Raw genomic sequence first — 24,111 nt, forward strand, 5'->3', positions numbered from 1 at the left:
CGGTCTCACCGCGGCAATGACGGGTCGCTCCCGGTCGTATCCTCCGATGAATCCTCCTGCCCGGGGAGGGGGTCGACGTCGGGTATATCCTCCGGCGAGTTCTGCGCTCGGACCCGGGTCGCCGTTCCGGAGGGGATCCTGTCGACATCGGGTATACCCTCCGGGGATTCCTGCACGGTGAGGGCTGTTGATTGCGGTGTCTCTTTCTTTTCTTTCGGGCTGAGCAGTCTGGCGCGGACGGTATCCGCCAGGTCGTCCGTCGTCAGGAGAAGGAGCGTGTCGCCGGCCTCGATGACGGTGCTGCCGCCGGGGACGAAGCGTTCTTCCCCTTTCTGCAGCAGGATGATGAGGGCGCCTCTCGGCAGCCCGAGGTCGACGACCTGCTTGCCCACTGCTGTGGCGTCGCACGGTATGACCACTTCGAGCAGCTCACTCTGGGTATCGGGGTCCACCTCGAACTCCCGGGAGAGTTTGCTGGTCTCCTCGAGCGGGGCGGCGAGACCGAGCCAGCGGGCGACGGAGGGGATCGACGTCCCGTGAACCAGCGCCGAGATGATCACGATAAAGAAGACGATGTTGAATATCATCTCTGCACCGGGCACCCCTGCGACGAGGGGGTAGGTTGCGAGGATGATCGGGACGGCGCCCCGCAACCCCACCCAGGAGACCAGGGCCTTCTCGTTCAGCGGCATCTTCCAGGGGAGCAGCGTGAGCATGACGGCGACCGGCCGTGCGATGAAGATCAGGAGGAGGGCGGCGAGAAGGCCGGGGACGAACGCCGATACGAGCTCCGAGGGGAAGACAAGCAGCCCGAGCGCAAGGAACATCACGATCTGCATCAGCCACGCGATCCCGTCGTGGAACCGGATCAGGCTCTTCTTATGAACGACGATGCTGTTGCCCACGACAAGCCCGGCGATGTAGATCCCGATAAACCCGTTTCCGCCAAGGACGGTGGTCAGCCCGTAGGTCAGCAGCACCATCGAGAGGGTGAGCACCGGGTAGAGCCCTTCGGACTCCAGCTTGATCCGGTTCAGGAGATAGACGATGAACTTGCCGAGCGCGTAGCCGAGCAGGCCCCCGACCGCCATCTGCTGCACGAACGTCGGGACGAGATCCAGGATCGATGAGCCCGGAGTAAGGATCAGGCCGATGATCCCGGTGGTGAGCAGGACCGCCATGGGGTCGTTGCTCCCCGACTCGAACTCGAGGAACGGCCGCAGGTTTCCCTTCAGGCGTGCCCGTGCCGTCCGCAGGACCGAGAAGACCGCTGCTGCATCGGTGGACGAGACGACCGCGCCGAGAAGGAGACCTGTGAGCGGGGGGAACCCGAGGACCACGACGGCAAATATGCCCAGAAGGGCAGCGGTCAGGACGACGCCGATTGTGGAGAGGGCGATCCCCGGCCAGAGAATGGGCTGGATCTGTTCCAACCGGGTGTCAATACCGCCCGAGAAGAGGATATACGCAAGTGCGATGATGCCGATAACCTGTGCAATCGCGGGATCGTCGAACGGGATGCCGCCCGGACCCTCCGAGCCAGCCAGCATCCCGACGATGAGGAAGATAAGGAGTGCAGGAACCCCGAGCCTCTCTGAGAACTTGTTTGCTATGATGCTGATCAGGAAGAGCGTCGCTATGCCGACAAATACGAGTTCGAGAGTGAGCACCATCTGTGTGTATAACTCACCGTTGAGAGGGTTTAACCTTTGGGGGCGAGGGAACGGAGCAGAAGGTCCCCGGTCAACGGGGGCATGGGCACTCCCCGGCAGGCTGACCTGCATCGCCGGGAGTACCCTGGAGCCGTCCGTCCGGGAGGCTCCGGAGGCCGGTGGTGTCGGGGCAGTGGAGTAGAACGGCCGGATCCGTCCTCACCGTCGCCGGGGCATTTCGCGGCATTGATATAGTTGCCAAACACGTCACTCAGCATGGCAAAGACTCCCGTTCTTCCCCGGCCCCTCGGCACCGTAGTCTTACTGACGGCGGCGATATTCCTCATCATCGGCATCCAGGCGATCTCGTATATCGTCACCCTCATCGTTGTATCGATGATCCTCGCCATGATCGCCTATCCCGCGGCGAAAGCGCTCCGCAAGAGGGGTCTGCCGGAGGGCGTTGCCGTCGGTGTGGTCGCCGTCATCGCCTCACTTCTCCTCCTGCTCATCTGCTACACCGTCCTCTTCTCGTTTGAGAGCCTGATCGCGGATCTTCCCCTCTACCAGCAGGAGTTGACCGCCAGGCTCTCGGAGGCTCTCGCCTTCCTGGACCGGTCCGGTATCGAGACGGGCTCGTTCTCTCCATCCGCCGTCAGCCTGGAGCGGTTTGCCGGGTTCCTCTCTTCGTCCGCCGTGAGTATTGCAGACCTTCTGCTCTATCTCTTCTTCATAGCAGTCACGACGATCTTCATGCTCCTCGAGGCCCCGCGGATGCCTGAGCGCCTGCGGAAGGTGACGGGAGACCGAACCGAGACCGTCGAGGCGTTCTCCCGCATGAGCAGGTTCCTGATCGACTTCGTCATCGTCAGGACCGAGGCAAACCTCGTCCACGGCTTCCTCTTCGGTGCGTTCCTCTGGGGTATGGGGGTGCATTCGGCTATCCTCTGGGGGGTGCTGACGTTTCTGCTCGCATACATCCCCTACATCGGCCTGATCGTCGCGGCACTCCCGGCGGTCTTCTTTGCCTGGCTCCAGTTCGGGCCCTGGGGCGCGATTGCGGTGATTGCAGCCGTCGCCATCCTGAACGCGCTGGTAGAAAACCCGATCTTTGCGCACTTCGCATCGCGGCGCTTCGATATCCCCGCCCTCGTGGTCATCCTCTCGGTCATCTTCTGGGGATGGGCGCTCGGCGTCGCCGGGATGATCTTCGCCGTTCCGCTCACGCTTATCGTCCTGATGCTCCTCCAGGCGAGCGAGGACTGGGCCTGGGTGAACACGCTCCTGGGGGTCGACCACCTCTTTATGGGGGTGTCCCCGGGTGAAGGCAGCGGCGTCGGCGCGCCGGAGGCCCGGTAGGAGCGGCATCCCCCCGGAAGGTTGATATCCCGGCGGGCATCTTCCCTATCAGGAAGTGAGTATGCTCCACACACGCGAGATCATCAAGCAGATCTGGGATGCACAGGGCTACGGGAACCTTGCCGTCTGGGCGGATGGAACGACCGCCGTCATCGCCCCGGGCGAGAGCCCGAAGAGAGACGGGAAAGAGCCGCTTGCGATATTCAAGCCGATCCCGCTTGTGGCGGGTTTCTCGATGCTGGACTTTGCCACCCACGACCCCGACCTGCTCAGGCTGATCGAGACGACCATCCGGGAGGCCGGCGGCGAGATCGAGCGGGACTGATCATCGTCCCAAAAAAGAGATGGGGTGCCCGGGAGGGTTATTCGGTCGTCTTGCCGTCGAAGTGCTCTTCCTGGGCCATGGCCTCCTCACGGGTCTTCCGGACGACCTTGTCCTGGTGCTCCGGCGGGGAGTAGATCGTGTAGAGTTTGAGGTTGGCGGTCTTTGACGTGTTGATCACGTTGTGCTTCGCGCTGCTCGGCACGACCACGGCGCTGCCGTCTTTCACCTTGTACTCGGTGTTGTCGATGACGACCTTCCCCTCGCCCTCCTCGAACCGGAAGAACTGGTCGACGTCGTCATGGACTTCCTCGCCGATCTCCTCGCCGGGCTTGAGCGACATCAGCACGAGCTGGCTGAACTTCCCCGTGTAGAGGACCCTGCGGAAGTCGTTGTTCTTTACGGTCTCGGTCTCGATATCTGCCATAAATCCTTTCTTCATTGGTGTGACCTCCCTTTTGGGATAGTGCTTATACGTTGCAATGTGTTGCGCCGGGACTATTTATCATTTAGGTTGCGGCAGGCGCTGCCCGGCCCAGGAAGGCGGGAGCGTTCCTCTCCGCCGGATCCCCCTGATCCCGGAACCGAAGGTGCCGGTCCCCACCGGGGTGTTATCAACCTCACTCCCCGCCCTTCTTCACCTCTCCGATCATCTCCTCGACCTCGGCATAGCCGTGCCGGTAGAATCCCTCCTCGTCAGGGTCGATCTCCCGCAGGAGACGCAGGAACTCTCCTGCATGCTCCTTTTCTTCGTTTGCGATATCGCGCATCACCTTCCGGACCAGCGGGTCGTCGGTCGACTCGGCGATCTGGTCGTAGAGCTGGATCGCCTCGTACTCGGCGGCGATCGAGAACCGGATCGCCCGGATAAGTTCTCCCCGGTCCAGTCTGCGTTCCATGTGGTTCCCGGCAAAGGGATGGCTGAATTCGGGCATATCATCGGTCTCCTCTTCGATATGGAGGCCCAACCAGGCGGACCCCGTTTTGGGCCGTGCGGTGCCATGGCATATATAGGTTGGGTCCCGCCCGTTCGGGGCGGTGCTCCGCGCCCGGACGGTTGCATCACGAAGAAATATATCCGCACGGTATCGAACTATATCAAGGACGCAGAGTATGCAGAGAGCGCTGGTGGATAAATTGAAAGAATCGGCACAGTCCGTTCTGCCGATTGCGGTTATTATTCTTCTGCTTCACTTCACTCTAGCGCCCCTGCCGTTCGGCACGCTGGTGCTTTTTCTCCCGGCGGTCGTCCTGCTCATCCTGGGCATGAGCGCCTTCACCCTCGGCGCCGACATGGCCGTGATGCCGATGGGCGAACTGATAGGCGCGAAACTGACCGAGTCGCGAAACCTCTGGCTGATGATCCTGATCAGTTTCCTGCTGGGCCTGGCGTTGACGCTGGCGGAGCCCGACCTGCAGGTGCTGACCCGGCAGGTCCCCGCCGTGCCGGACTTTGTCCTCGCAACCACGGTCGCCTTCGGCGTGGGCATCTTCCTCGTGATCGCCATGTTGCGGATCCTCTTCCAGGTCAGGATCTCCCACCTCTTCATCCTCACCTACGCCCTGATCTTCATCGTCGCCGCGTTCACCGCACCGGAGTACATGGGCGTGGGGTTCGATGCGGGCGGCGTCACCACGGGCCCCATCACCGTGCCGTTCATCCTCGCACTGGGTGCCGGCGTCTCGGCGGTCCGTGCAGGGAAGAGTACCGAGGAGGACAGTTTCGGGTTGTGCGCCCTCTGTTCGATAGGGCCGATCCTGGCAGTTCTGATCATGGGGATATTCTACGACCCCACCGGTACCGGCTACGCCTTTGAGACCCCCGCCACGGCAGACAGCATCGGGGAACTGGTGGCGCTGTATGCCGGGGGGCTGGTCGGGTTCTTCAAAGAGGTCTGCCTCATCCTCTTGCCCATTGTCGTTTTCTTCGGGGCGTTTCAGATGTTGCGCTTGAGGCTGCCGAGAAGCCAGTTGATCCGGATCGGCGTGGGGCTCGTCTACATCCTCCTCGGGCTCACGATCTTCCTGACCGGGGTGTACATCGGGTTCATGCCCGCCGGGACCTACCTCGGGCGTGCCATCGCGTCGCTGCCGTACAACTGGATCCTGATCCCATTAGGCCTCGTCATCGGTTCCTTCATTGTCGCCGCGGAGCCTGCCGTGCATATCCTCAACAAGCAGATCGAGGATCTCACGAACGGCGCCATCTCGCGACGGGTCATGATGCTGGCCCTCTCGATCGGCGTCGGGATTGCCCTTGTCCTTGCCATGATCCGAATTCTTACGAGTATTGAGATCTGGTACTTCCTCGTGCCGGGCTACGCCGTCGCCCTCCTGCTGACGTTCTGCGTGCCCCAGATCTTCACCGCGATCGCGTTCGACTCCGGTGGTGTGGCCGCGGGCACCATGGCGGCGGCATTCCTGCTCCCGTTCGCCCTCGGCGCCACCGATGCCGTAGGCGGTCCCTTGCTGCTGGATGCGTTCGGGATTGTTGGTATGGTGGCCATGATGCCGCTGATAACGGTGCAGGTCATAGGATTGGTCTATCAGATCAAGTTGCGGAGGGCAAAGGCCGCGGAGAAGGAGCGGGCCGGAAGAGAAACCTTTGAGAAGGAGAATATCGAGAATATTGAGTTGTAACGAGGAATGAAAAATGCTGCACGAGACATCCCCCGGCGCACCGCTCGTCTTGATGGTCACGATATTCGACCGCGGGCAGGATGAACGGGTCATGGACCTGTTTACCCATGAGGGTGTGACGTTCAACCTGCTGGCCCTCGGGAGGGGCACGGCAAACTCGCAGATCTTGAGTTACCTGGGGCTCGGGGAGACGGAGAAGATGCTTCTCTTCAGCACGATGTCGTCGGAAGCATCAGACGTCCTGCTCAGGCAGGTCGGTGAAGTGGTGGGCCCGGATAAACCCAATCGCGGCATCGCCTTTACGCTGCCCATCCGGAGTGTCTGCGGAGGTCCGGCAGCGAAATGCCTGCTCGGCATATCGGAAACAGAGAGGGGAGAGCAAGTTATGGAAGAGAGAGGAGAGCACGATCTGATCGTGGTTATTGCAAACCGGGGGTTTGCCGATGTCGTGATGGAGACGGCCAAGGGCGCAGGGGCTACGGGAGGGACCGTCGTCCACGCGCGGGGTACCGGCTCAAAGGAGATGGAGAAGTTCTTCGGCGTGGCCATCCTGCCCGAGAAAGACCTGATCCTGATCGTCACGAAGAGTGAATCGAGATGCCGCATCATGGAGGCGATCGTCGCCGAAGCGGGGCCCCGGACCGATGCCCGGGCCGTTACGTTCTCTCTCCCGGTGAACGGCGTTGCCGGATTATCCGCGGGCCCGGGAGTGCCGGAAGGTTCAGAGCAGGTGTGAAGAGGGGGCGGGCGGCGATGCTGTCTCGTGCATTCCCTCGCGATTGCAGGTTACGGGCGGGCACGGGGTCTAGCAGGCCCGCTGGAGGATTGCTTCGACCGTGATCGTATAGGTGATTGTCTCTCCCGCAAGCGGGTGGTTGGCGTCGACGGTGATGCTCTTCTCGTCCAGGTCGACGACGGTCACCAGGCAGGGCTTTCCCATCACCTCGACCCGGACGAGGTCTCCAGGGGCCGGTTCGTGATCGAGCTTCAGTTTCTTGCGTTTTATCGTGACGACGAGTTTCCTGCGAAACTTCCCGTAAGCCTTCTCCGGGGGCAGCACCACGGTCACCGTCTCGCCCGGCTCTCTTCCGATCAGCGCCTCTTCAAAGAGGGGATTGATCTGGTTCGCCCCGAGGGTGACCCGCACCGGCTCGCCCGACCGGGTGTCTTCAAAGATCTCGCCGTCGGGGCGGGTGCTGGTGAAGTGCAGGAGCAGGGTGTCGCCGTCGGTTACGGGTGGCATGGGTGCTTGATCGGTTTGTCGGGCAGGGGTTTTAATTCATTGGGGTGCAGCGGATCCCGGAGCATGCCACTGAATGAGCGCTGTTAAAATTCCCCATTGTGGATGATTTATTCCAGGTCGGCGAGAATATCTCCAATTTGCCGGTGCAGAATAGGTATTTCTACCGTTGCCAGAGTCCAGACATATTTCAGATTCATGCCAGGATAATCATGAATCAGCCTGTCGCGAAGGCCTGAAATCTTTCTCCATGGAATATCCGGGTATTCATCCCGGAAGTCATCCGGAACATGTTTCGCAGTTTCCCCGATAATCTCGAAGAATCTGATGATACCCGCGTTGTACAGCGAATCTTTGAGAAATTCCTCATAACTCATTCGCTCGGTTGCCTTCATGATATTTTCAGATTGCTCATAAATATCCGCAAGATAATATCGCAACCGCAACTCCGTCATACCGTACCTCTCTCAGGCGTACAGAAGATGGCTTCCCTCATCACGCATACGCGGAATCTCTCGCCCATCCACTCAACAGAGACCAGATCCACTTTTCTCTGGAGCAAATCCTCAAGAAAATCCCCTAAGTCCAGTAGATTCTCGTATGTGTCCATCTCCGGGCGGAACGAGTATACGACATCCACATCCGATTCCGGTGTATCCTCCTCACGCGATACCGAGCCGAAGATACCGATTGTTTCGATGCCGTACCTCTCCCGGAGGGTCGGGAGCTCACGCTCAAGAAGGGCCAGAACCCTTGGCTTGATGGATTGGTATCCCTCCACTATCGATCGCCTCCGGGATTCGCCGATGATAACTCTTCGCCATCACGAGATATGAGGTTTTGCCAGTAGAGTGGGGTTCCTCTCCGCGACAGATGGGATAAAACCGGGATCTAATTTCGAAAAAGAAATGATATCCAAGCCTCAGGCGAGATTCGAACTCGCGACCTCGTCCTTACCAAGGACGCGCTCTACCGGCTGAGCCACTGAGGCGTGAAGCACCAATTATGTTGGAGGTTTACCCTATAAAAGGTTACGGCCGGGACCGGGGTGAGAACCGGGCGGGATCTCGCTACTCCCCCTCAGCCGCGGCATCGATCGCCGCGAGCGCCGTTATGCTGGCGGTCACCCCGTCGAGGGTCTCCACCTCGATGATCGGCGTCACCCTGCTCCGGCGCACGGCATCCATCACGGTCGAAAAGTCGATCGTCCCGGCCCCGACCGGCGAATGCGTGTCCTCGGTGCCGTCGTTATCGTGTAGATGGAAGTGTGCCGTCGGGTGAGCGAGGAAACAGTCCAGGCACCCGTTCAGGTTCGCGTGGCCGACATCGAGCGCAAACCCGATCCCGTCGATGAGCGGCAGGTCGTCGCAGGAGCGCAGGAAGAAGTACTCCCAGTTCCCCATGTTCTCGACGAAGAACGTGACCGAGAGGTCGTCGGCCGCCGCCGTCAGTTCCTCAAGCGACTGCCGGAACCGCTCCGTGGCCCGCGCCTGCTCCTCGATCCACGCATAGTAGCCCGGGTGGATGACCACGTCCGCCCCGACCTCCGCGGCGATGGCGAACGTCTGCGTCAGGACCTCGACGCTCGCCCGCCGGATGGGCTCAAGGACACTTGCGATGTTGACCCCCCGGGACGGCGCGTGGATGAAGTAGCGAAACGTGTGGCTCTCGAGCGGTTCTGCGCTCGCGAGGTAGTGCAGCCCTTCATCCATCACCTCCACGCAATCGGTCATGGGGGCGAGAGTATCGAGTGCGCGAGAGAGCGGCTCGCGGTGAAGGCAGTAAGTGGAGATGCCAAACATACAGAGTGTTCCAGCCGGGACGATAAATAGATTCGGCATAGGCACATCGCCCGGATACCCGCGACCGGTCCTGCCATCCCCGCCATCCGGCTGCTCATGACCCGCCCCACGGGCATCTCTCCGGCGGTAAAAAGGGCCAATCCGTATGGTTTATGCTGCCTCCGTCCCAAATGAATAGGTATGGTCGATGGCTTCGTCCCGGAGGTTGTCATCTCAAACCACCTCGATAAATCAAAGACCGAGGTCTTCTCCTTCATCGAGTCCAATGCCAAAGCCATCGACGAGAACTTCCCCTCCTTCTTCGGAAAAGTCGTCACGATCCTCGACCGTGCAGGCGTCCCCATCCCCGATGCGGCGCACGACGAATTCATTGATGCAATCGTATACCGGGTCTTTACCGTCAGCAAGCGGGCAGACGACTTGAAGTTCGTCAGCCGTGTCTGCGATATCGCCTGCGGCATGAAGCGGAAGAAGGAGCGGAAGGCCGGCGTCTATCTTGCGGCCGCCGTCAAGTTGATGAAGATCGGGATGCCGCTTGCGGCGGCGGCCTACCTCCAGCCGTACCGCAAGCACGACGCTACGGTGGGGTGCTGGCATGCCTACTGCCATTATCTCCTGTATAAGGAAGGCTCGGCCGAGCCCGGCTACTCGGCCGCGGAACGGTGGAACTACTTAAAGACCGCACGCCAGCACATGGAGGAACTCGGGCAGTTGCGGCCGGGCCTCCAGCGGCTGGTCAGGGGGGAACCCGAACAGGACCCGTGGCTTGCCGAGCCGTTCTGGGTGATGATCTTTCTTGCGACCGAGTGGGTGCCGGATAACCGCTGGTTCCTGGAGATCGGTCTTTCACGGGCAAAACAGGAGAACAACGACGTGGCGCTGGTGAAGATGCTGCAGATCGGTCTCGTTCGGTTTCCCGGTGATATGTTCTTCTACCGGGAGACCTACCACCTCAAGTTCGAGCAGGGCGACCTCAACGATGCCCTGGGTCTCATCCGCGATATGCTGCAACGGTTCCCCGACGACCTCGAGCCGGTCTACTACGCCCTCCGAACCGCCCTCTACCTCCCCCGCGAGGGAGAGTTCAACGAGTTCCGGAGACATGCCGAGTCGATGAAGATGCCGGGCCACATCCTCTGCCTCATCGATTATGCATACGCCTTCTTCCGGGGGCGACGGGGGCAGGCGTCCCTCTGCCTGGATGAGTTCCGCAGGAGATACCCCTCGCTGAATTACTACGTCGACCTGCTCCAGTTCATCACCGCCGACGATGCCCCGACCCGCCCGGACGGCCTCAACCGGGCGGTCTTCATCTCGGTCGACCATTTCTGCACGAGGATGCTCAAGATAGGGGAGACGTGAGGAGAACCCTGATGCTCCCGCATGCCAGACACTACTCCGGATAACCCTCATGCCATACCGTCATCTCTTCGGTCCGGTCCCTTCCCGGCGCCTGGGCATCTCGCTCGGGGTCGACCTGGTGCCGCAGAAGACCTGCACCTATAACTGCGTCTACTGCGAGTGCGGCAAGACGACCGACCTCACCTGCGAGCGGCGCGAGTACGTCCCGACCGGCCGGGTCATCGCGGAACTCGACGCCTATCTCGCGACGGCCCCGGACCTCGACTACGTCACGTTCGCCGGCTCCGGGGAACCGACGCTGCATTCCGGAATCGGCGAGATCATCGCCTTCGTCAAAGACCGCTACCCCCGCTACCGGGTCGCGGTCCTGACGGGGAGCGCGCTCCTCCCCGACCCGGCTGTCCGTGCCGCCCTGATGCGGGCGGACCTCGTGGTGCCGTCGCTCGACGCCGTCTCCGAAGAGGTCTTCCAGGCCCTCAACCGCCCGCATCAGGGCCTCACCGCCGGGCGGGTGCTTGCGGGGCTCATTGCCTTCGTCCGGGAGTATCCCGGCGAGGTCCGGCTCGAGGTCTTCATCGTCCCGGGCATAAACGACACGGATGAGGAGGTCCGGCGCCTGAGGGACGCCGTCGCGGCAATCAATCCCGACCGTGTCCAGGTGAACACCCTCGATCGGCCGGGAACCGATATCCGGGTGAGGGCGGCCTCTCCCCGGACCCTTGAGCGGGTCGCCGGAATGCTCGGTGGAGAGGTGATCGGGGCGGCGCCGGATGAATCGGCGATGGTCCCGGAGGCGAGAGAAGTCACCGATACCCTGCTCGCCACGCTCCGGCGCCGCCCCAGCACCGTCGCCGACCTCGCCCGGACCTCCGGCCTCCGGCCGGCCGAGGTGACGAAGTATCTCCGGGTCCTGGAGGAGAAAGGGGTAGTCAAACCGGTGCGAGAAAAGAGGGGCGTATTTTACCGGGCGACCTGAACCCGGCCCGTATCCACCACCGGCACGAATATGCCGTACCGGCGAAAGATATGTATGAGGATCCATGGCGGTTGGTAAGGAGATACTCACGACGCTTTCCGCTCTCGTCGACCGGGACATAACGCTCATGCACATCTGCGGCACCCACGAGGCGGCGATCGCCCGCGCCGGGCTCCGGAGCGTTCTCCCCCCGAAACTCAAGATCGTGATGGGGCCGGGCTGCCCGGTCTGCATCACGCCGCAGGGCGAGATCGATGCCGCGCTCGACCTGGTGGAACGGGACTGTACCATCGCGACCTACGGCGACCTGCTCCGGGTCCCGGGGACGAAGGGGTCGCTCGAGTCGAGCGGCGGGGACATCCGGGTGGTGCAGGGCGTCCATAAGGCAGTGGAGATCGCCCGGCGGGAGCCCGACCGTGAGGTCGTCTTCGTCTCGGTCGGATTCGAGACGACCGCGCCGACGGTCGCCGCCACGATCCTCGCCCGCCCGCCGGAGAACTTCTCGATCCTCTCGTGCCACCGGCTCGTCCCGCCGGCGATGGCGTGGCTCCTCGGCCAGGGGGAGGCGGCGCTCGACGGGTTCATCCTTCCCGGGCACGTCTGCGCGGTGATGGGCTACGAGGAGTACGAGCGGTTCCCCGTCCCGCAGGTCGTCGCGGGGTTCGAGCCGGAGGACATCCTCCTCGGCCTCCTGATGGCGGTGCAGCAGGTCCGCGCGGGGGTGCACCGGGTGGAGAACGCCTACCCGCGGGTGGTCACCCGGGAAGGGAACGTCAAGGCAAAACGCCTGATGTATGAAGTCTTCGAGCCGTCCGACGTCGAATGGCGCGGCTTTCCCGTGATACCGGCGTCGGGCCTCCGCCTGAAGCCGGTGTTCGAGGGCTACGACGCGCAGAAGAAGTTCGATATCACAATCCGGCACGTGGACAAGCACTCCGCCTGCATCTGCGATAGAGTGCTGCGCGGCGTCGCCCGGCCCTCGGACTGCAAACTCTTCGGGAAAGTCTGCACCCCGCGGACCCCGGTGGGCCCCTGCATGGTCAGCCACGAAGGAGCCTGCAAGATCTGGCACCTCTACGAATCGAGGAGGGTTTGACGCCCTCTCCTCCGCTGGCCTTTTATACCATACACGACAACATCATATGGCAGTCTCGGTAGGGTAGTGGATATCCTGAAAGCCTCCGGAGCTTTCGACCCGGGTTCGAATCCCGGCCGGGGCGTTTCCTTCTCATTTTCAAGCGCCTTCATGGCGCTGTTCCTCCAGCACCACGACCGTCGCGCTTGTCCGCCGATCCCCTCACCCGGTCCCGGCCGATCCCCTCACCCGGTCCCGGCCGATCGCGTCCTGTCGGAACCCCCGTGCGTATCGTTCACCCTCGCTTTATGAATCTATGAATCCTGGTTCTTTTCGCCGCCCCTCACCTTTTTATAGTCTTATACCTATCCGGGCCGGATCGAAACGAGGTGAACGATGAAAGGTTTAGCAATGCTACGGATCGGTGAGATTGGATGGATCGAGAAGGACCGACCGGCCTGCGGTCCAAGGGACGCTATCGTCAGGCCGCTGGCGCTCGCGCCGTGCACCTCCGATGTCCACACCGTCTGGGAAGGGGCAATCGGGGACAGGCACAACCTCATCCTGGGGCACGAGGCCCTCGGGATCGTGGACGAAGTAGGGAAAGAGGTCAAAGACTTCAAGCCCGGCGACCGGGTCATCGTCCCCGCCATCACCCCGGACTGGGAGACGGAGGCCGCGCAACGCGGGTTCCCCTCGCAGACCGGCGGGCCCCTCGGGGGCTGGAAATTCTCGAACTTCAAGGACGGCGTCTTCGGCGAGTTCTTCCACGTGAACCTGGCAGACTACAACCTCGCCCACCTGCCCAAGGGCATGTCGCTTGAGGCCGGGGTGATGCTCCCGGATATGCTCAGCACCGGGTTCATGGGCGCCGAGAACGCGAAGATCCAGATCGGGTCCTCGGTAGCCGTCCTGGGGATCGGGCCGGTCGGGCTGTGCGGTGTCGCCGGCGCACGACTGCGGGGCGCCGGGAGGATATTTGCCGTCGGGACCCGGCCTGCTTCCGTCAAAGTAGCGAAAGAGTATGGTGCGACAGACATCATCAGTTACAAGGACGGGAGCACCGTCGACCAGATCCTTGACAAAACCGGCGGAACCGGCGTCGACGCCGTGATCATCGCCGGCGGCGGCCCCGAGATCATGATGGACGCGATCAACGTGGCGAGGCCCGGGTCGGTGATCTCGAACATCAACTACTTCGGCAGCGGTGTCGGCGACAAGGACGTCATACCCGTCCCCCGGGTCGGCTGGGGGTTCGGGATGGCGGACAAGAACATCATGACCGGACTCTGCCCCGGTGGGAGGGTGCGGATGGAGCGGCTCGCCGAGGTGGTGATGAACGGGCGCATGGACCCCGCGCTCATGGCGACGCACGTCTTCAAGGGCTTCGACAAACTCGAAGAGGCCCTTCTCCTGATGAAAGACAAGCCCAAAGACCTGATCAAACCGGTCGTCATCGTTGAAGAGTAGACGGCAACCTCTCTTTTTTGGAATACCGGAGATACCTCCGCGTCAAAAAGTGGGTGGGATCAGTCGACGGCCGCAAGTTCGACCCTGAAGCAGTCCATCATGCCGAAGAGATCTATATCGTAGTCCGCCGTATCGGAGACGATCGCCGGGTACTGCCTGACTATCCTGAATATGGCGGCACCTTCCGGCAGGGCCGGCTTCATCGGAGCATCGACGTTCTTCTGGATGACAAGACGGGCGGGATCGAGATTTGCGGCGTAGTACTCTTTGAACGCCGACCGCTTCTCGTCGGAGATGACAACCCCGTCGGCCGCCTCGGCAGCCGTCGGGTCGTTCGGAACCCAGCCGTAGCCGGGCAGGTAGTACTCCGCCCAGAAGTGGGTGCCGGGCGTCTTAGTGATGAGCATCTGGTAGCCCCCGATGGCACGGGCAGGGATCCCGAGCGACCGGCAGAACGCCGCAAAGAGCATGCTCTGGGTGCCGCAGTCGCCATGATCGGTCTCGAACATGTAGGTGGACTCAGCGATCTTCGGCTCGCGGGCATCGAGCGAGCAGTGCGGGACGTGGCTGTAGGGGTAGGTCTCGATGATGTAGTGGTAGATCATCTGCGCCTGGATGTGCGGGTTCGTCTCGTTCCCGACGATCTCCCGTGCTTTCTCCCGAACCGCATCCGTGATCTCGATGTTCCTCTCGGACCTGGTGTAGAGCAGGTACTCGGGGTCGCTCGTGTTGTACTTCCCGACCTTTGCCGGGTCGATACCGCTAAAGATCTGCTCATAGGAAACAAAGTCGATATCCGCCGTGAGGACGAGGTCCCCGTTGACCGCCCCGGCCGGGATCTCGTAGTAGACGTAGCCGATGGCCCCCGTGGTGAACGGGCCGGCGACGATGAAGTCAGGGCACGAGAGGTTCGCGACGGTGACGTTTCGCTGCGAATCCGTCTCGACCGGGAGGGGGAACCAGATCTTCAGGATCCCGGATGAGGGAAGCGCCTCGCGCGGGATCTCGAGCCGTTCGACACCGGCGTAGTGTACCGGGTTTACGTATGGCCCGGTCCCCCCGGATCGGTTCTCCGACCAGGCGTACCGGGCGACGTAGTCGAAGTCGAGATTCCTCTCGTTCTGCTTCTGCATCTCATCGGTGTGCGCGTAGAGGTAGTTGCCGGCGACGTCATAGGAGTAGAGCGCCTCGCCCTCCGAGACGATCGTCTGGGCCCGGTTATCCAGCCAGTCGGCTATGCTCGCGTCGGTGATGCCGGGGACCCTCTCCCGCAGTGCTGCCTCTGCAGCGGATCTGTTGAGAGGATACTCAATATATGTCCTGTTCGCCCGGAACATGGCATCTCGTGCCGTCCGTGCCTTATCCAGATCGCCTGCGCCGGTGTAGAGGGCGTAGGCCTCCCCGAAACGTTCTTCGGCGATACGATAGTTGGCGGCTCCATACTCGGCGAGCCCCCGGGCGTAGGCCTCGTCGGCCGGTGCACCGGGATCGTTCTTCTCTTCCGTTGTGGCGATGCACCCTGTTGCAGCGATGGGAAGCAGGACGGATGCCACCAGGAAAGCAGTGATCGTGCGGTGATCCATGGAAGAGAGAATATACGGATCGGGAAAGCCTTTTTATTTATTCGGGCCTTCTTCAGGCAGCCCGGGGATTTTTCGGAATTTTCCGTGCCCCCCGGGGTCCCGGCACGGACCATGAGGAGACGCCTTACCCGGAGGAGCGTGCGCGGGTGCGTTCCTGCTGGAATTTTCGCACGGGGCACACAATGGCCGTGGCTGAGGAAAATTTCGAAAATTCATCTCATAAAGTACATTTAATATTGTATTTTTGGCGCGATAAGAAAGGAAGGCATATATGCAAATAGATATTTTATTAATTGAAGCGGAGGCTTTTATGAAGAGCGTTTTACGCCATTTTCTGGTAATTTTGCTTGTTGCCTGTTGTGCCATCGTCCTTCCTGCGAGTGCTCAGCCGCCCGTAGGCGGAGACAACGGGTGGTATGCGGTCAACGGTAACGTGAATGGAGCACAGGTCTACTTCGACGACGAATACAAGGGCACGATCGACGCCGGCGTGCTGTACGTCGCGGTCTACACTACCGGCGCTCCTTACCAGTCGTTCCGCGTCGAGAAAGACGGATACACCACGTATTACGGAGACGTAACCTCTGTTCCCGGGAAAGGCGAGGTCTTCGATCTCTACGCGACTATCAACCCGGTCCAGCCCACACAGGGACCGATAATCGGGGGAGATATCGGCTGGTACACCGTCCACGCCAACGTTGACGGCGCAACCGTCCAGTTCGACAATGAGGTCAAGGGCACCATCAACCAGGGCGTCCTCTCCGTCCAGGTCTACACGACCGGGACGCCGTATTCGACCTACACCGTGACGAAGGAAGGGTATCAGCCCTACACGGGCACGATCGACCGGCACCCCGCCAAAGGCGAGACGGTCGACCTCTACGTGACGATGAACCCCGCACCGACACCGGTTCCCACGCAGAAATCGCCTCTCTCCCCGGTTGTTGTCGGCGGGGCGCTACTGATCGTGGGGCTGCTGGTTGCAGGCAGAAAGCAGAATTGACCCCTCACTCTTTTTTGTTGTTCCTGCTCGGCAGCAGCAGTCTCACCCCCCTCCGAAGAGCCCGGCCGTGCGGCATGGTTCCCGGAATCCCCGTGGGGGTAAGAAGCAAACCACCGCTTCCCGACGCGGCGGATCGCCCGGATGTATGGTAAACTCTTTCCCTTCCGGGAGAGTACGATCGCTGGATCGACGCCCGAAGTCGGTTCCGGGGTCTGCGGCAGGCACCGCCAGGGCCGGAACGGTATCTGGAACGGCAGGGGACTGCCGGCACATGAAAGAGATGAGTTCATGAAACGTTACCGGTTCAAGAAGATCGATGCTTTTGCATCGGGAGGGTCGCCGGGGAACCCCGCGGGATACATCTCCCTCCTCCCGGACGATGAGATCAGCGATGAGGATATGCAGCGGATAGCCCGTGAACTGAAGGGTTTTGTCTCGGAAGTCGGCTTTCTCCGCGAGGGCATGCCGGGGGTATGCGATCTTGCGATACGTTACTTCTCCTGCGAGCGGGAGGTCGAGTTCTGCGGCCACGCGACGATAGCCATCATGGGCGATGTGGTGCAAAACGACGACCGGTTCAGGGACCGGGAGAGCCTCCGCCTCCGGACGAACAGAGGTGTCGTCACGGTGCTGAACCGGACGGGCGAGGACGGCATGGTCTACATCCGGGCTCCCGAGCCGGCGTTCTCCGATGCACGTCCGGATACTGCAGAGACCGCTGCCGCCCTCGGCCTCGGCGTCCGGGATATCGATCCTGCGATACCTATCGGCATTGTGAACGCCGGCCTCGATACTCTGCTCGTCCCCCTCGTCTCGCTCGACGCATGCGTCAGATGCTCCCCCGACTACATGACGCTCCGCACGTTCGCCCTCGCTCATTCCGTCGACGTGGTCACCATCTACACCCGCGAGACGGCGTTTCCGGAGCACGACCTGCACACCCGGGTCTTCGCCCCGCCGTTCGGGTACCTGGAAGACCCGGCGACCGGCTCGGGGAACGCCGCGCTGGGAAACTTCCTCATCCGGGAGAACCTCTGGACCAGTCGGTCGCTCGTCATCGAGCAGGGGCCGAACCGGGCGAACCCGAACATCATCCGCCTGCTCCGCCCGGAAGAGGGGGGGCTCATGTTCGGGGGGTGGGGCCAGGTGCGGATCGACGGGAGTTACGTTCTCTCTACAGGAGCTCCCCCCGGGCAACCGGAATGACCCTGCCGCCGACCTGCACCGTAATAGACTCCCCGTGCCGCTCCGCCCTGCAATGGATCAGGGACGGGCGGTGTATCTCGCAGCCCTGCTCCACGCGGATATCGAGCGAGTCGCCCGGGAAGTAGCCGTGCCGGAGGAGGTAGCCGGCAAGGCACCCGTTCGCGCTGCCGGTTGCCGGATCTTCCGACACGCCGAAGTGGTCGGCGAACATCCGGGCGTTGAACGTGTTCTCCGGCCGGTAGGGTTCCGGGCAGAAGATGAAGACGGTTTTTGCTTCCGTCGTGCGGATGAGCGTTTCGTAGGCATCGTGGTCGATCGCCGCCCGCCGCACGGATTCAAGGCTCTTTACCGGGACGATGATGAACGGGAGTCGTCCGTTCTCCCGGAGGATACCGCTTGCGCTCCCGGTGGTCGCCGGATGCGGAAAAAATGGTCCCGGGGGCCGGGGCCACCGTCAGGCTGCCCCGGTCGGTCCCTCCGCAATCACCGCGTGCCGGTCGAGCACCAACCCGACCAGGAGTGCGGCCGTCGAGAGGGGGAGGGCGATGACGAGCGGGTCCACGTCCTGCCACGGCGCGGAGAGGACCGCCGGAACCCCGAAGAGGAGGTCGGAGAGACCGAGCGCGGCCGACTCCTTGACGTGGACGAAGGCGGTCCACACAAACCAGGCGGCCGCTCCGGCAACAAGGCTTATCTTCGCCGCGCGGAGCGACGGCCTGCTGCTGTACATGGCGTGGGCGTATGCCGGCAGAAACGCGGATGCGCAGAGGCCCATGAACATCGCCGTCGCCCGGGCGATGATGCTGCCGGGCAGGATGAAGGCAAGGACAACGCTTACGACGATCATGACGACGGTCGCCACCCGGATCGGCCGCATCGCCGCTTTCCCGGAGCCGGTGCGCCGTATGACGTCGAACCCGAGCGACGTGCCCATGACGTGGAAGAGGGAACTGAGCGTGGACATCGCGGCGGCAAGGAGCGCCAGCATGAAGATAACGACGAAGAGGTCCGGCATCGATGCGTTGATGAAGTTCGGTATGATCGTGTCGACGTTGCCGCCGGTGGCCGCTGCGAGAGCGATCACGCCCTGGTTCTGGTAGAAGTAGACGTTCGTGAGCGCGCCGACCGTGAAGGCGACGCCGGTCATCATCAGGATGAACGGTCCCCCGACGAGGACCGCACGGTTCAGTGACCGGCTGTCCTTGACGGTCATGAACCGGACCACCAGTTGCGGCTGCGCCAGCACCCCGATGCCTACCCCGAGAACGAGCGTCGTCACCATGGTGAGCCAGATGGACGACCCGAACGCCGGCATGGAGGCCCATCCGGTCATCCCTCCGGCGGCGAGCGTCCCCGGGACGAGGTCCGACATCGCGGCAAGGGCGGTATGCGCCTCGATAACGCCCCCGAGTTGGACGTAGGTGAGGACAAGGAGGATGGTCATCCCGACGAGCATGATCCCGCCCTGCAGCGCGTCGGTATACATGACGGCGATGAGCCCGCCCAGCACCACGTAGAGGGCGACGACCGCGGCAAACCCGATGAGCGCGGTGGTATACGGGACCTGCAGCGTGCTCGTGATGAACTGGGCTCCGCCGATCAGGATCGCCGCCGTATACAGGGGCATGGCGATGACGATGACGAGCCCTGCGGCGTACTGCATGAACGGCGACCCGTAGCACTTCCCCATCAGGTCGGGGAAGGTCACGGCACGGAGTTTGCTCCCGATACTGCGGGTCCGTTTCCCGAAGACGACGAACGCGATGAAGATGCCGAGCCCGATGTTGAGGACAGTCAGCCAGATCATCCCCATGCCGAGCTGTGCCGCAACCCCACCGAACCCGATGATGGCGGAGGTGCTGATGAACGTCGCGCCGTAGGAGAGGGCAAGAACGACAGGGCTGATCTTCCTGCCGGCCACCATATAATCGTCATTTCCTTTCGTCTGACGGTAGCCGAGGTAGCCGAGGCCGATGACGAGAACGAGGTATACCAGTGTCATTCCGACGAAAAGACCTGTATCAACTGCCATCTCGTTCTTCCTCCGCTCCGTTGTTCCAGTTCAACAGGCCATACACTAAGCATGCGAGCGTAAAGACGAGCGCAAGCAGATACCCAACCCAGATCGCGGGATCGGTGATGCCGAACATAACAAACCACCTGACGGTAACGGAAAAGACCGTTACATTACACGGGAACGCAGCGAAAGGGCCGGTTCCCTACCTAAAGAAGAATGCGTTCCGCACTGACGTGCGGTTTTGCACCGGGGTGCACTGGTAGGACTCTACGTTGTTGCCAATCATCGAGTGCCTAAACAGGCTTATCAGTTCATTCTATTTAACCTCTACTATTTCGTCTGCCGCTCGACCGGGAAAGGCGGCATCGCTGCCGGCTACCTCCCGTCCAGAGGCCAAGGTCGTACCATGGGCCGCGGCGATGGCGTCCCGTCCCGGGCACCAGGTCGGCGATCCCGGCCTTCGCGAGTTCAACGATACGGCCGGCCGTCTCGAATCTCTTTTGCCTGACGAATTCCGCTTTTTTGCTGGCATGCCCCATTTTCATGTCGATCTGCCAATCGGCCGCGTGCAGGAGCCTGGCCATCTAACTGCCTCTCGACAGAGATTTTTGCCCCTGGGAGGCGGCTTATAGGCGCCGATCTGGGTTTTAGAGGGGTGGGATCTTTTGCCAACTTCCATACTCCCGGTTGGCTGCGAATACAGGAAGATCGGTTCTGCAATCGCGTACTCTGCCTGGCCAGGTCGTACGCGGCCGTATATACTCTGCCATGAACGTTACGATCGTAAACAATCAATCTTAATACATTTTCGCACCATCGGATAATTATATGGAGAATTTTCAGCACATCACCAGTTTTATATGGAATGTTGCGGACGATGTCCTTCGCGATGATTTTAAACGTTCTAACTATCCCGACGTGATCCTGCCGTTCACCGTCCTCGCCCGTATTGACTGTGTGCTTGCGCCGACCAAGAAGAATGTGCTGAAGAAATACACAGAATTAAAAGACGAGATCCAGAACCTCGACGGTGTGCTCAAGCACGAGTCGGGCTATGCCTTTTATAACACATCAAAATACGATTTCAAGCAACTCCTTGACGATCCTGAGAACATCCATAAGAACCTGATCGACTACATCAACGGCTTCTCCGAGAACGTCAGGGATATCCTGGACCGGTTCAAGATCAGGAACTCCATCCAGGCGCTGCACGAGAAAGGGTCGCTCTACCTGCTCGTCCAGAAGTTCGCCTCCGATACGGTGAACCTTCATCCCGACCGCGTGAGCAGTCACCAGATGGGTTACATCTTCGAGGAACTCATCCGGAAGTTCAACGAACAGAACAACGAGAATCCCGGCGAGCACTTCACGCCCCGCGAGGTGATCAAACTGATGGTGAACCTCATGCTCGCGGGCGACGCGGATATGCTTACTCACAACCATATCATCAAGACGGTCCTCGATCCGGCCTGCGGGACCGGCGGGATGCTCTCGGTCACCAAGGAGCACATCGTCTCCGAGATCAACCCGAACGCGGACATCCGGCTCTTCGGGCAGGAGACGAACGACGAGACCTACGCGGTCTGCAAGAGCGATGTACTGATCAAAGGCGACGACCGCGACGCGGACAATATCATGCGCGGCTCCTCGTTCTCAAGAGACGGGCATCCGGGGATGAAGTTCGACTACATGATCTGCAACCCGCCCTACGGGAAGTCCTGGAAGCAGGAGGAAGACTTCATTAAGGCCGAGTTTGAGCGCGGTTCGGCTGGACGGTTCGATGCGGAGATCAAGGGGCTCGAAGCGGAGACCCTGGTGATGGTGAAGGGGATGATGGGATGAAGCCTTATGTCCCGGAGCCGCTGCCCCCGGCCCCCATCGACTGGGAGGCTCACATCCCGCAGATCGCGTCGGCGAACCGCGCTCTCGCCCGGTACGACGGCATCCTCCAGGCGATCCCGAACCCACGGCTCCTGCTCTCCCCGCTCCTGACGCAGGAGGCGGTGCTCTCGTCACGGATCGAGGGAACGCAGGCGTCGCTTGAGGACGTCCTGCGCTTTGAGGCGAACCCAAAGGAGCCACTCCACGGTACAACCCTCGCCGACATCCAGGAGATCATCAACTACCGGGAAGCGCTGAATACCGCGGTGGAAGCCCTCAAGACCCGGCGGCTGGATCTGGCGCTCGTCTGCGACCTGCACCGGATCCTTCTTTCCGACAGCCGGGGCATGGACCGGGAGCCGGGGTGCGTCCGCACGATCCAGAACTTCATCGGGCGGGACGCCCACATCGAGCACGCAATCTATGTCCCGCCGGCGCCGGAGGATGTTTCCGGGGCGCTCGCGGACTGGGAGGCATACCTGCAACGGGAGGAGAAGGACGTCCTCGTCCAACTCTCGGTCCTGAAAGCGCAGTTCGAGCTCATCCACCCGTTCTGCGACGGCAACGGGCGTATCGGGCGGATGCTCGTCCCCCTCATCCTCTACGAGAAAGGGTTGATCGGGAGCCCGATGTTCTATATCAGCGCATTCCTCGAGCGGAACCGGCCGGCCTACTACGAGCGGCTGCTCGGGGTCTCACAGGACGGGGACTGGAACGGCTGGATCGCGTTCTTCCTCCACGCCATCGAGGAGCAGGCCGGGGCGAACGGCCGGAAAGCAAAGGCGATCCTCGACCTTTACGACGAGATGAAGCAGACGGTGCCGGAGGTGATCCGGTCACAGTACGCAATCGCCGCGATTGATGCCCTCTTTAAAGTGCCGGTCTTCATCCCATCCGAGTTTTACGAGCAGACCGGGATACCGAAGAAGACGGCAAACCGGCTCCTCCAGCAACTCCGGGAGCAGGATATTATTACCGCCCTTACGGAGGGTGGGGGACGGCGCGCCACGACCTACGTCTTCTCGCGCCTGATCGCCATCACCGAGGGGGACCGACTGTGAGTATTCTGGTACCAGCAAACAGATTTGTGTATATCAAAACCCCGATATACACAAACCCTGTTCCAGGAAGTGTTTGTGGGTCATCTACGATCCACAACGGAATTTGTGGGTCAGAAAACGCAATATATGGCCCACAAGAATATTTGTGGGACATGGGTGACCCACAACGATCGGACCCGGCCGGCCGCCGGGCCCCCGGATCGCGGCACAGGGGTAGCGGTATGAGCGCGGGAGACGGCGAGGGATAGGACTGCAGGAGATTGCCCTGGGATTACGGGCGTCGATATGGTTTTGAGAGGGAATGCGGGGATCGATCTCCGTTATGGCGGGCATCCGGTCAACCCCGGACGATAAAGAAACCCGTATATACCCGGGTCGTAAACAGGAGAGCACAATGCCTCGCACTGAGGTTGTCCCCCGGCTCATTCAACAGATCTACCGGGCACGACCGGAGTTCAACCTATCGAAAATCATCACGAACAAGACGATGTGGAGCGGAGACCTCCGCATCGCCATGCGCGAGATCCCCGAGGAGGACTACCGGCTCATCCTCAAGCGGGCCGGAGCGGAGACCTGAACGATGCCCGGGATCACCGGCGTCACCTTCCCCGTAACCGGACATCCCATACCCCTCCATAACCCTGAGTTCACGAAAACAACCGCTGGATCGGGAACCTTTTTATCCGGCCCGGACCATCATCTCGCGCAGGCGGCCGGCAGCATGCCCATGCAAGAGAGGACCTCGATCCGGCCGACCGCACCGGGGAATACCGGATGAAGGTGCTTGTACGAACCCCGGGCGGGGTTGAAGAGGTACGGGAGGTCGATTCCGAATGGGTCATCCCCGGTGACGTCCTTGACGACGGCTCTGTCGTCCTCGAACTCTGGGACGAACTCTCGGACGATGACTTCCTGGCGATCGGCCTCTACGACTGAAGGGTGCGGGTGAAAGAACCGGAGGTCGTACGCAGGGGTGCCGCCGTGCCTGCGATCCGGCTCGTTTCCGGCGCATCTCATCGTGGAGCGCTGCTCCCCGCGCAAACCGTGAATCAGGACAATGTCGTAAAGATATTTCCGGCCTTCACGCGACGGCATAGATGTCCCTGCAGTTCTCTTTCACGGATTCACGGAAGATCGGGTTTCTGATCGCCGATAGTTCAACGAGATCGATCTCGCGGCAAAAGAGCCGTGCCGGGCCTTCGGCGAGACCGAAATAGGCCTCAGCATGCTCCGCCGGGGCCATCGGTTCGAACTCGACGACAAAATCGATGTCGCTCGCTACCGGGTCGAACCGGTCGCCTGTTGCCTGGCAGAATATCCCGAACCGTCTCACGCGGCGGCGGCGAGCAATGCAGGCGATCTCGGGGATCTTCTCGCGGATGATTGGATGCACCGGACTCCTCTATGCCGATATTACCTTCCGGCAAGCATCATCACTTTCGGATGAGAGAGGATGGAGCGC

At 61.4% G+C, this 24,111-nt stretch carries 27 protein-coding genes and 2 tRNA genes; 15 read left to right on the forward strand and 14 right to left on the reverse strand.

What is annotated here, in order from left to right; genetic code table 11:
- Positions 1-5 precede the first annotated feature (5 nt).
- Positions 6-1,673 carry a potassium/proton antiporter gene (locus tag BRA49_RS09895; protein ID WP_292385660.1) on the reverse strand — a complete coding sequence of 556 codons (1,668 nt, stop codon included), beginning with the start codon at positions 1,671-1,673 and terminating at the stop codon, positions 6-8.
- 255 nt (positions 1,674-1,928) lie between these two features.
- Between BRA49_RS09895 and BRA49_RS09900 the strand changes: the two genes are divergently transcribed.
- Complete coding sequence (locus BRA49_RS09900; protein WP_292385662.1) at positions 1,929-3,011, forward strand: AI-2E family transporter; 1,083 nt, start codon at positions 1,929-1,931, stop codon at positions 3,009-3,011.
- Positions 3,012-3,072: 61 nt separating this feature from the next.
- Positions 3,073-3,336, forward strand: a complete 264-nt coding sequence (locus tag BRA49_RS09905; protein WP_292385664.1) for a hypothetical protein — start codon at positions 3,073-3,075, stop codon at positions 3,334-3,336.
- A 37-nt stretch (positions 3,337-3,373) separates the two neighbouring features.
- Here the strand turns inward: BRA49_RS09905 and BRA49_RS09910 are convergent, their stop codons facing one another.
- Positions 3,374-3,775, reverse strand: coding sequence for a cupin domain-containing protein (locus BRA49_RS09910; RefSeq protein ID WP_292385666.1), 402 nt, complete (start codon positions 3,773-3,775; stop codon positions 3,374-3,376).
- 178 nt (positions 3,776-3,953) lie between these two features.
- A complete protein-coding gene (locus tag BRA49_RS09915; RefSeq protein ID WP_292385668.1) occupies positions 3,954-4,268 on the reverse strand; it encodes a ferritin family protein in 315 nt (104 codons plus the stop codon).
- 178 nt (positions 4,269-4,446) lie between these two features.
- Between BRA49_RS09915 and BRA49_RS09920 the strand changes: the two genes are divergently transcribed.
- Both BRA49_RS09920 and BRA49_RS09925 read left to right on the forward strand, forming a co-directional pair.
- A complete protein-coding gene (locus BRA49_RS09920) occupies positions 4,447-5,973 on the forward strand; it encodes a DUF1538 domain-containing protein (RefSeq protein WP_292385669.1) in 1,527 nt (508 codons plus the stop codon).
- 13 nt (positions 5,974-5,986) lie between these two features.
- Positions 5,987-6,709, forward strand: coding sequence for a P-II family nitrogen regulator (locus BRA49_RS09925; protein WP_292385671.1), 723 nt, complete (start codon positions 5,987-5,989; stop codon positions 6,707-6,709).
- Between the two features lie 69 nt (positions 6,710-6,778).
- Here BRA49_RS09925 and BRA49_RS09930 read toward each other — a convergent pair whose 3' ends face one another.
- The 5 genes from BRA49_RS09930 to BRA49_RS09950 form a co-directional block, all read right to left on the reverse strand.
- Positions 6,779-7,216, reverse strand: a complete 438-nt coding sequence (locus tag BRA49_RS09930) for an FKBP-type peptidyl-prolyl cis-trans isomerase (protein ID WP_292385673.1) — start codon at positions 7,214-7,216, stop codon at positions 6,779-6,781.
- Positions 7,217-7,323: 107 nt separating this feature from the next.
- A complete protein-coding gene (locus BRA49_RS09935; protein ID WP_292385675.1) occupies positions 7,324-7,668 on the reverse strand; it encodes a DUF86 domain-containing protein in 345 nt (114 codons plus the stop codon).
- Positions 7,665-7,994 carry a nucleotidyltransferase family protein gene (locus BRA49_RS09940; RefSeq protein ID WP_292385677.1) on the reverse strand — a complete coding sequence of 110 codons (330 nt, stop codon included), beginning with the start codon at positions 7,992-7,994 and terminating at the stop codon, positions 7,665-7,667. The genes BRA49_RS09935 and BRA49_RS09940 overlap by 4 nt, the downstream gene beginning before the upstream one ends.
- A gap of 137 nt (positions 7,995-8,131) precedes the next feature.
- A tRNA-Thr gene (locus BRA49_RS09945) sits at positions 8,132-8,204 on the reverse strand.
- Positions 8,205-8,283: 79 nt separating this feature from the next.
- Positions 8,284-9,015, reverse strand: a complete 732-nt coding sequence (locus BRA49_RS09950; protein WP_292385678.1) for a sugar phosphate isomerase/epimerase family protein — start codon at positions 9,013-9,015, stop codon at positions 8,284-8,286.
- A 180-nt stretch (positions 9,016-9,195) separates the two neighbouring features.
- Between BRA49_RS09950 and BRA49_RS09955 the strand changes: the two genes are divergently transcribed.
- From BRA49_RS09955 to BRA49_RS09975, 5 genes are all read left to right on the forward strand, one after another.
- Entirely contained in the window at positions 9,196-10,377 is a 1,182-nt protein-coding gene (locus BRA49_RS09955; RefSeq protein WP_292385680.1) for a tetratricopeptide repeat protein, read from the forward strand.
- Between the two features lie 49 nt (positions 10,378-10,426).
- Positions 10,427-11,353 carry a radical SAM protein gene (locus BRA49_RS09960; protein WP_292385682.1) on the forward strand — a complete coding sequence of 309 codons (927 nt, stop codon included), beginning with the start codon at positions 10,427-10,429 and terminating at the stop codon, positions 11,351-11,353.
- 64 nt (positions 11,354-11,417) lie between these two features.
- Positions 11,418-12,449, forward strand: a complete 1,032-nt coding sequence (gene hypD / locus BRA49_RS09965) for a hydrogenase formation protein HypD (RefSeq protein ID WP_292385685.1) — start codon at positions 11,418-11,420, stop codon at positions 12,447-12,449.
- 52 nt (positions 12,450-12,501) lie between these two features.
- A tRNA-Arg gene (locus tag BRA49_RS09970) sits at positions 12,502-12,573 on the forward strand.
- A 266-nt stretch (positions 12,574-12,839) separates the two neighbouring features.
- Positions 12,840-13,898, forward strand: a complete 1,059-nt coding sequence (locus tag BRA49_RS09975; RefSeq protein WP_292385687.1) for an NAD(P)-dependent alcohol dehydrogenase — start codon at positions 12,840-12,842, stop codon at positions 13,896-13,898.
- A 59-nt stretch (positions 13,899-13,957) separates the two neighbouring features.
- Here the strand turns inward: BRA49_RS09975 and BRA49_RS09980 are convergent, their stop codons facing one another.
- Positions 13,958-15,481, reverse strand: coding sequence for a transglutaminase-like domain-containing protein (locus BRA49_RS09980; RefSeq protein WP_292385688.1), 1,524 nt, complete (start codon positions 15,479-15,481; stop codon positions 13,958-13,960).
- Positions 15,482-15,791: 310 nt separating this feature from the next.
- Between BRA49_RS09980 and BRA49_RS09985 the strand changes: the two genes are divergently transcribed.
- Together BRA49_RS09985 and BRA49_RS09990 are read left to right on the forward strand one after the other, a co-directional pair.
- Positions 15,792-16,484: a hypothetical protein gene (locus tag BRA49_RS09985; protein WP_292385691.1), complete on the forward strand. Its 693-nt coding sequence runs from the start codon at positions 15,792-15,794 to the stop codon at positions 16,482-16,484.
- Positions 16,485-16,625: 141 nt separating this feature from the next.
- Entirely contained in the window at positions 16,626-17,690 is a 1,065-nt protein-coding gene (locus BRA49_RS09990) for a PhzF family phenazine biosynthesis protein (protein ID WP_292385693.1), read from the forward strand.
- Here the strand turns inward: BRA49_RS09990 and BRA49_RS09995 are convergent.
- The 4 genes from BRA49_RS09995 to BRA49_RS10005 form a co-directional block, all read right to left on the reverse strand.
- Positions 17,659-18,021, reverse strand: coding sequence for a PhzF family phenazine biosynthesis protein (locus BRA49_RS09995; RefSeq protein ID WP_292385695.1), 363 nt, complete (start codon positions 18,019-18,021; stop codon positions 17,659-17,661). The two genes, BRA49_RS09990 and BRA49_RS09995, sit on opposite strands and share 32 nt — an antisense overlap.
- 123 nt (positions 18,022-18,144) lie before the next feature.
- Positions 18,145-19,722, reverse strand: a complete 1,578-nt coding sequence (locus BRA49_RS10000) for a sodium:solute symporter family protein (protein ID WP_292385697.1) — start codon at positions 19,720-19,722, stop codon at positions 18,145-18,147.
- The gene (locus tag BRA49_RS13560) at positions 19,712-19,840 is read right to left on the reverse strand and encodes a symporter small accessory protein (RefSeq protein ID WP_292558549.1); all 129 of its coding nucleotides are present in this window, start codon (positions 19,838-19,840) and stop codon (positions 19,712-19,714) included. Before BRA49_RS13560 ends, BRA49_RS10000 begins: the two co-directional genes overlap by 11 nt.
- 187 nt (positions 19,841-20,027) lie before the next feature.
- Positions 20,028-20,291 (reverse strand): hypothetical protein, encoded by a 264-nt coding sequence (locus BRA49_RS10005; RefSeq protein ID WP_292385699.1) that lies wholly within the window; start codon positions 20,289-20,291, stop codon positions 20,028-20,030.
- Positions 20,292-20,535: 244 nt separating this feature from the next.
- Between BRA49_RS10005 and BRA49_RS10010 the strand changes: the two genes are divergently transcribed.
- The 4 genes from BRA49_RS10010 to BRA49_RS10025 all read left to right on the forward strand — a co-directional run bounded on the left by BRA49_RS10010 (position 20,536) and on the right by BRA49_RS10025 (position 23,585).
- Positions 20,536-21,549, forward strand: coding sequence for a type I restriction-modification system subunit M (locus BRA49_RS10010; RefSeq protein WP_292385702.1), 1,014 nt, complete (start codon positions 20,536-20,538; stop codon positions 21,547-21,549).
- Positions 21,546-22,649, forward strand: coding sequence for a Fic family protein (locus BRA49_RS10015; RefSeq protein WP_292385704.1), 1,104 nt, complete (start codon positions 21,546-21,548; stop codon positions 22,647-22,649). The genes BRA49_RS10010 and BRA49_RS10015 overlap by 4 nt, the downstream gene beginning before the upstream one ends.
- A gap of 394 nt (positions 22,650-23,043) precedes the next feature.
- On the forward strand, positions 23,044-23,226 hold the full coding sequence (locus BRA49_RS13565; protein WP_348531987.1) for a hypothetical protein: 183 nt from the start codon (positions 23,044-23,046) through the stop codon (positions 23,224-23,226).
- 197 nt (positions 23,227-23,423) lie between these two features.
- Positions 23,424-23,585 (forward strand): hypothetical protein, encoded by a 162-nt coding sequence (locus tag BRA49_RS10025; protein ID WP_292385706.1) that lies wholly within the window; start codon positions 23,424-23,426, stop codon positions 23,583-23,585.
- Between the two features lie 145 nt (positions 23,586-23,730).
- Here the strand turns inward: BRA49_RS10025 and BRA49_RS10030 are convergent, their stop codons facing one another.
- Positions 23,731-24,042, reverse strand: a complete 312-nt coding sequence (locus tag BRA49_RS10030) for a hypothetical protein (protein ID WP_292385708.1) — start codon at positions 24,040-24,042, stop codon at positions 23,731-23,733.
- Positions 24,043-24,111 lie beyond the last annotated feature (69 nt).

Origin of the sequence: Methanoculleus sp. UBA430 (genome assembly GCF_002506585.1) — an archaeon.
In the GTDB taxonomy this organism is placed as follows: Archaea; Halobacteriota; Methanomicrobia; order Methanomicrobiales; family Methanoculleaceae; genus Methanoculleus.

Coding starts and splice junctions, on each gene's coding strand:
- BRA49_RS09895 (WP_292385660.1), bottom strand. CDS start 1,673: ATGGTGCTCACTCTCGAACTCGTATTTGTCGGCATAGCGACGCTCTTC.
- BRA49_RS09900 (WP_292385662.1), top strand. CDS start 1,929: ATGGCAAAGACTCCCGTTCTTCCCCGGCCCCTCGGCACCGTAGTCTTA.
- BRA49_RS09905 (WP_292385664.1), top strand. CDS start 3,073: ATGCTCCACACACGCGAGATCATCAAGCAGATCTGGGATGCACAGGGC.
- BRA49_RS09910 (WP_292385666.1), bottom strand. CDS start 3,775: ATGAAGAAAGGATTTATGGCAGATATCGAGACCGAGACCGTAAAGAAC.
- BRA49_RS09915 (WP_292385668.1), bottom strand. CDS start 4,268: ATGCCCGAATTCAGCCATCCCTTTGCCGGGAACCACATGGAACGCAGA.
- BRA49_RS09920 (WP_292385669.1), top strand. CDS start 4,447: ATGCAGAGAGCGCTGGTGGATAAATTGAAAGAATCGGCACAGTCCGTT.
- BRA49_RS09925 (WP_292385671.1), top strand. CDS start 5,987: ATGCTGCACGAGACATCCCCCGGCGCACCGCTCGTCTTGATGGTCACG.
- BRA49_RS09930 (WP_292385673.1), bottom strand. CDS start 7,216: ATGCCACCCGTAACCGACGGCGACACCCTGCTCCTGCACTTCACCAGC.
- BRA49_RS09935 (WP_292385675.1), bottom strand. CDS start 7,668: ATGACGGAGTTGCGGTTGCGATATTATCTTGCGGATATTTATGAGCAA.
- BRA49_RS09950 (WP_292385678.1), bottom strand. CDS start 9,015: ATGTTTGGCATCTCCACTTACTGCCTTCACCGCGAGCCGCTCTCTCGC.
- BRA49_RS09955 (WP_292385680.1), top strand. CDS start 9,196: ATGGTCGATGGCTTCGTCCCGGAGGTTGTCATCTCAAACCACCTCGAT.
- BRA49_RS09960 (WP_292385682.1), top strand. CDS start 10,427: ATGCCATACCGTCATCTCTTCGGTCCGGTCCCTTCCCGGCGCCTGGGC.
- hypD (WP_292385685.1), top strand. CDS start 11,418: ATGGCGGTTGGTAAGGAGATACTCACGACGCTTTCCGCTCTCGTCGAC.
- BRA49_RS09975 (WP_292385687.1), top strand. CDS start 12,840: ATGCTACGGATCGGTGAGATTGGATGGATCGAGAAGGACCGACCGGCC.
- BRA49_RS09980 (WP_292385688.1), bottom strand. CDS start 15,481: ATGGATCACCGCACGATCACTGCTTTCCTGGTGGCATCCGTCCTGCTT.
- BRA49_RS09985 (WP_292385691.1), top strand. CDS start 15,792: ATGAAGAGCGTTTTACGCCATTTTCTGGTAATTTTGCTTGTTGCCTGT.
- BRA49_RS09990 (WP_292385693.1), top strand. CDS start 16,626: ATGTATGGTAAACTCTTTCCCTTCCGGGAGAGTACGATCGCTGGATCG.
- BRA49_RS10000 (WP_292385697.1), bottom strand. CDS start 19,722: ATGGCAGTTGATACAGGTCTTTTCGTCGGAATGACACTGGTATACCTC.
- BRA49_RS13560 (WP_292558549.1), bottom strand. CDS start 19,840: ATGTTCGGCATCACCGATCCCGCGATCTGGGTTGGGTATCTGCTTGCG.
- BRA49_RS10005 (WP_292385699.1), bottom strand. CDS start 20,291: ATGGCCAGGCTCCTGCACGCGGCCGATTGGCAGATCGACATGAAAATG.
- BRA49_RS10010 (WP_292385702.1), top strand. CDS start 20,536: ATGGAGAATTTTCAGCACATCACCAGTTTTATATGGAATGTTGCGGAC.
- BRA49_RS10015 (WP_292385704.1), top strand. CDS start 21,546: ATGAAGCCTTATGTCCCGGAGCCGCTGCCCCCGGCCCCCATCGACTGG.
- BRA49_RS13565 (WP_348531987.1), top strand. CDS start 23,044: ATGCCTCGCACTGAGGTTGTCCCCCGGCTCATTCAACAGATCTACCGG.
- BRA49_RS10025 (WP_292385706.1), top strand. CDS start 23,424: ATGAAGGTGCTTGTACGAACCCCGGGCGGGGTTGAAGAGGTACGGGAG.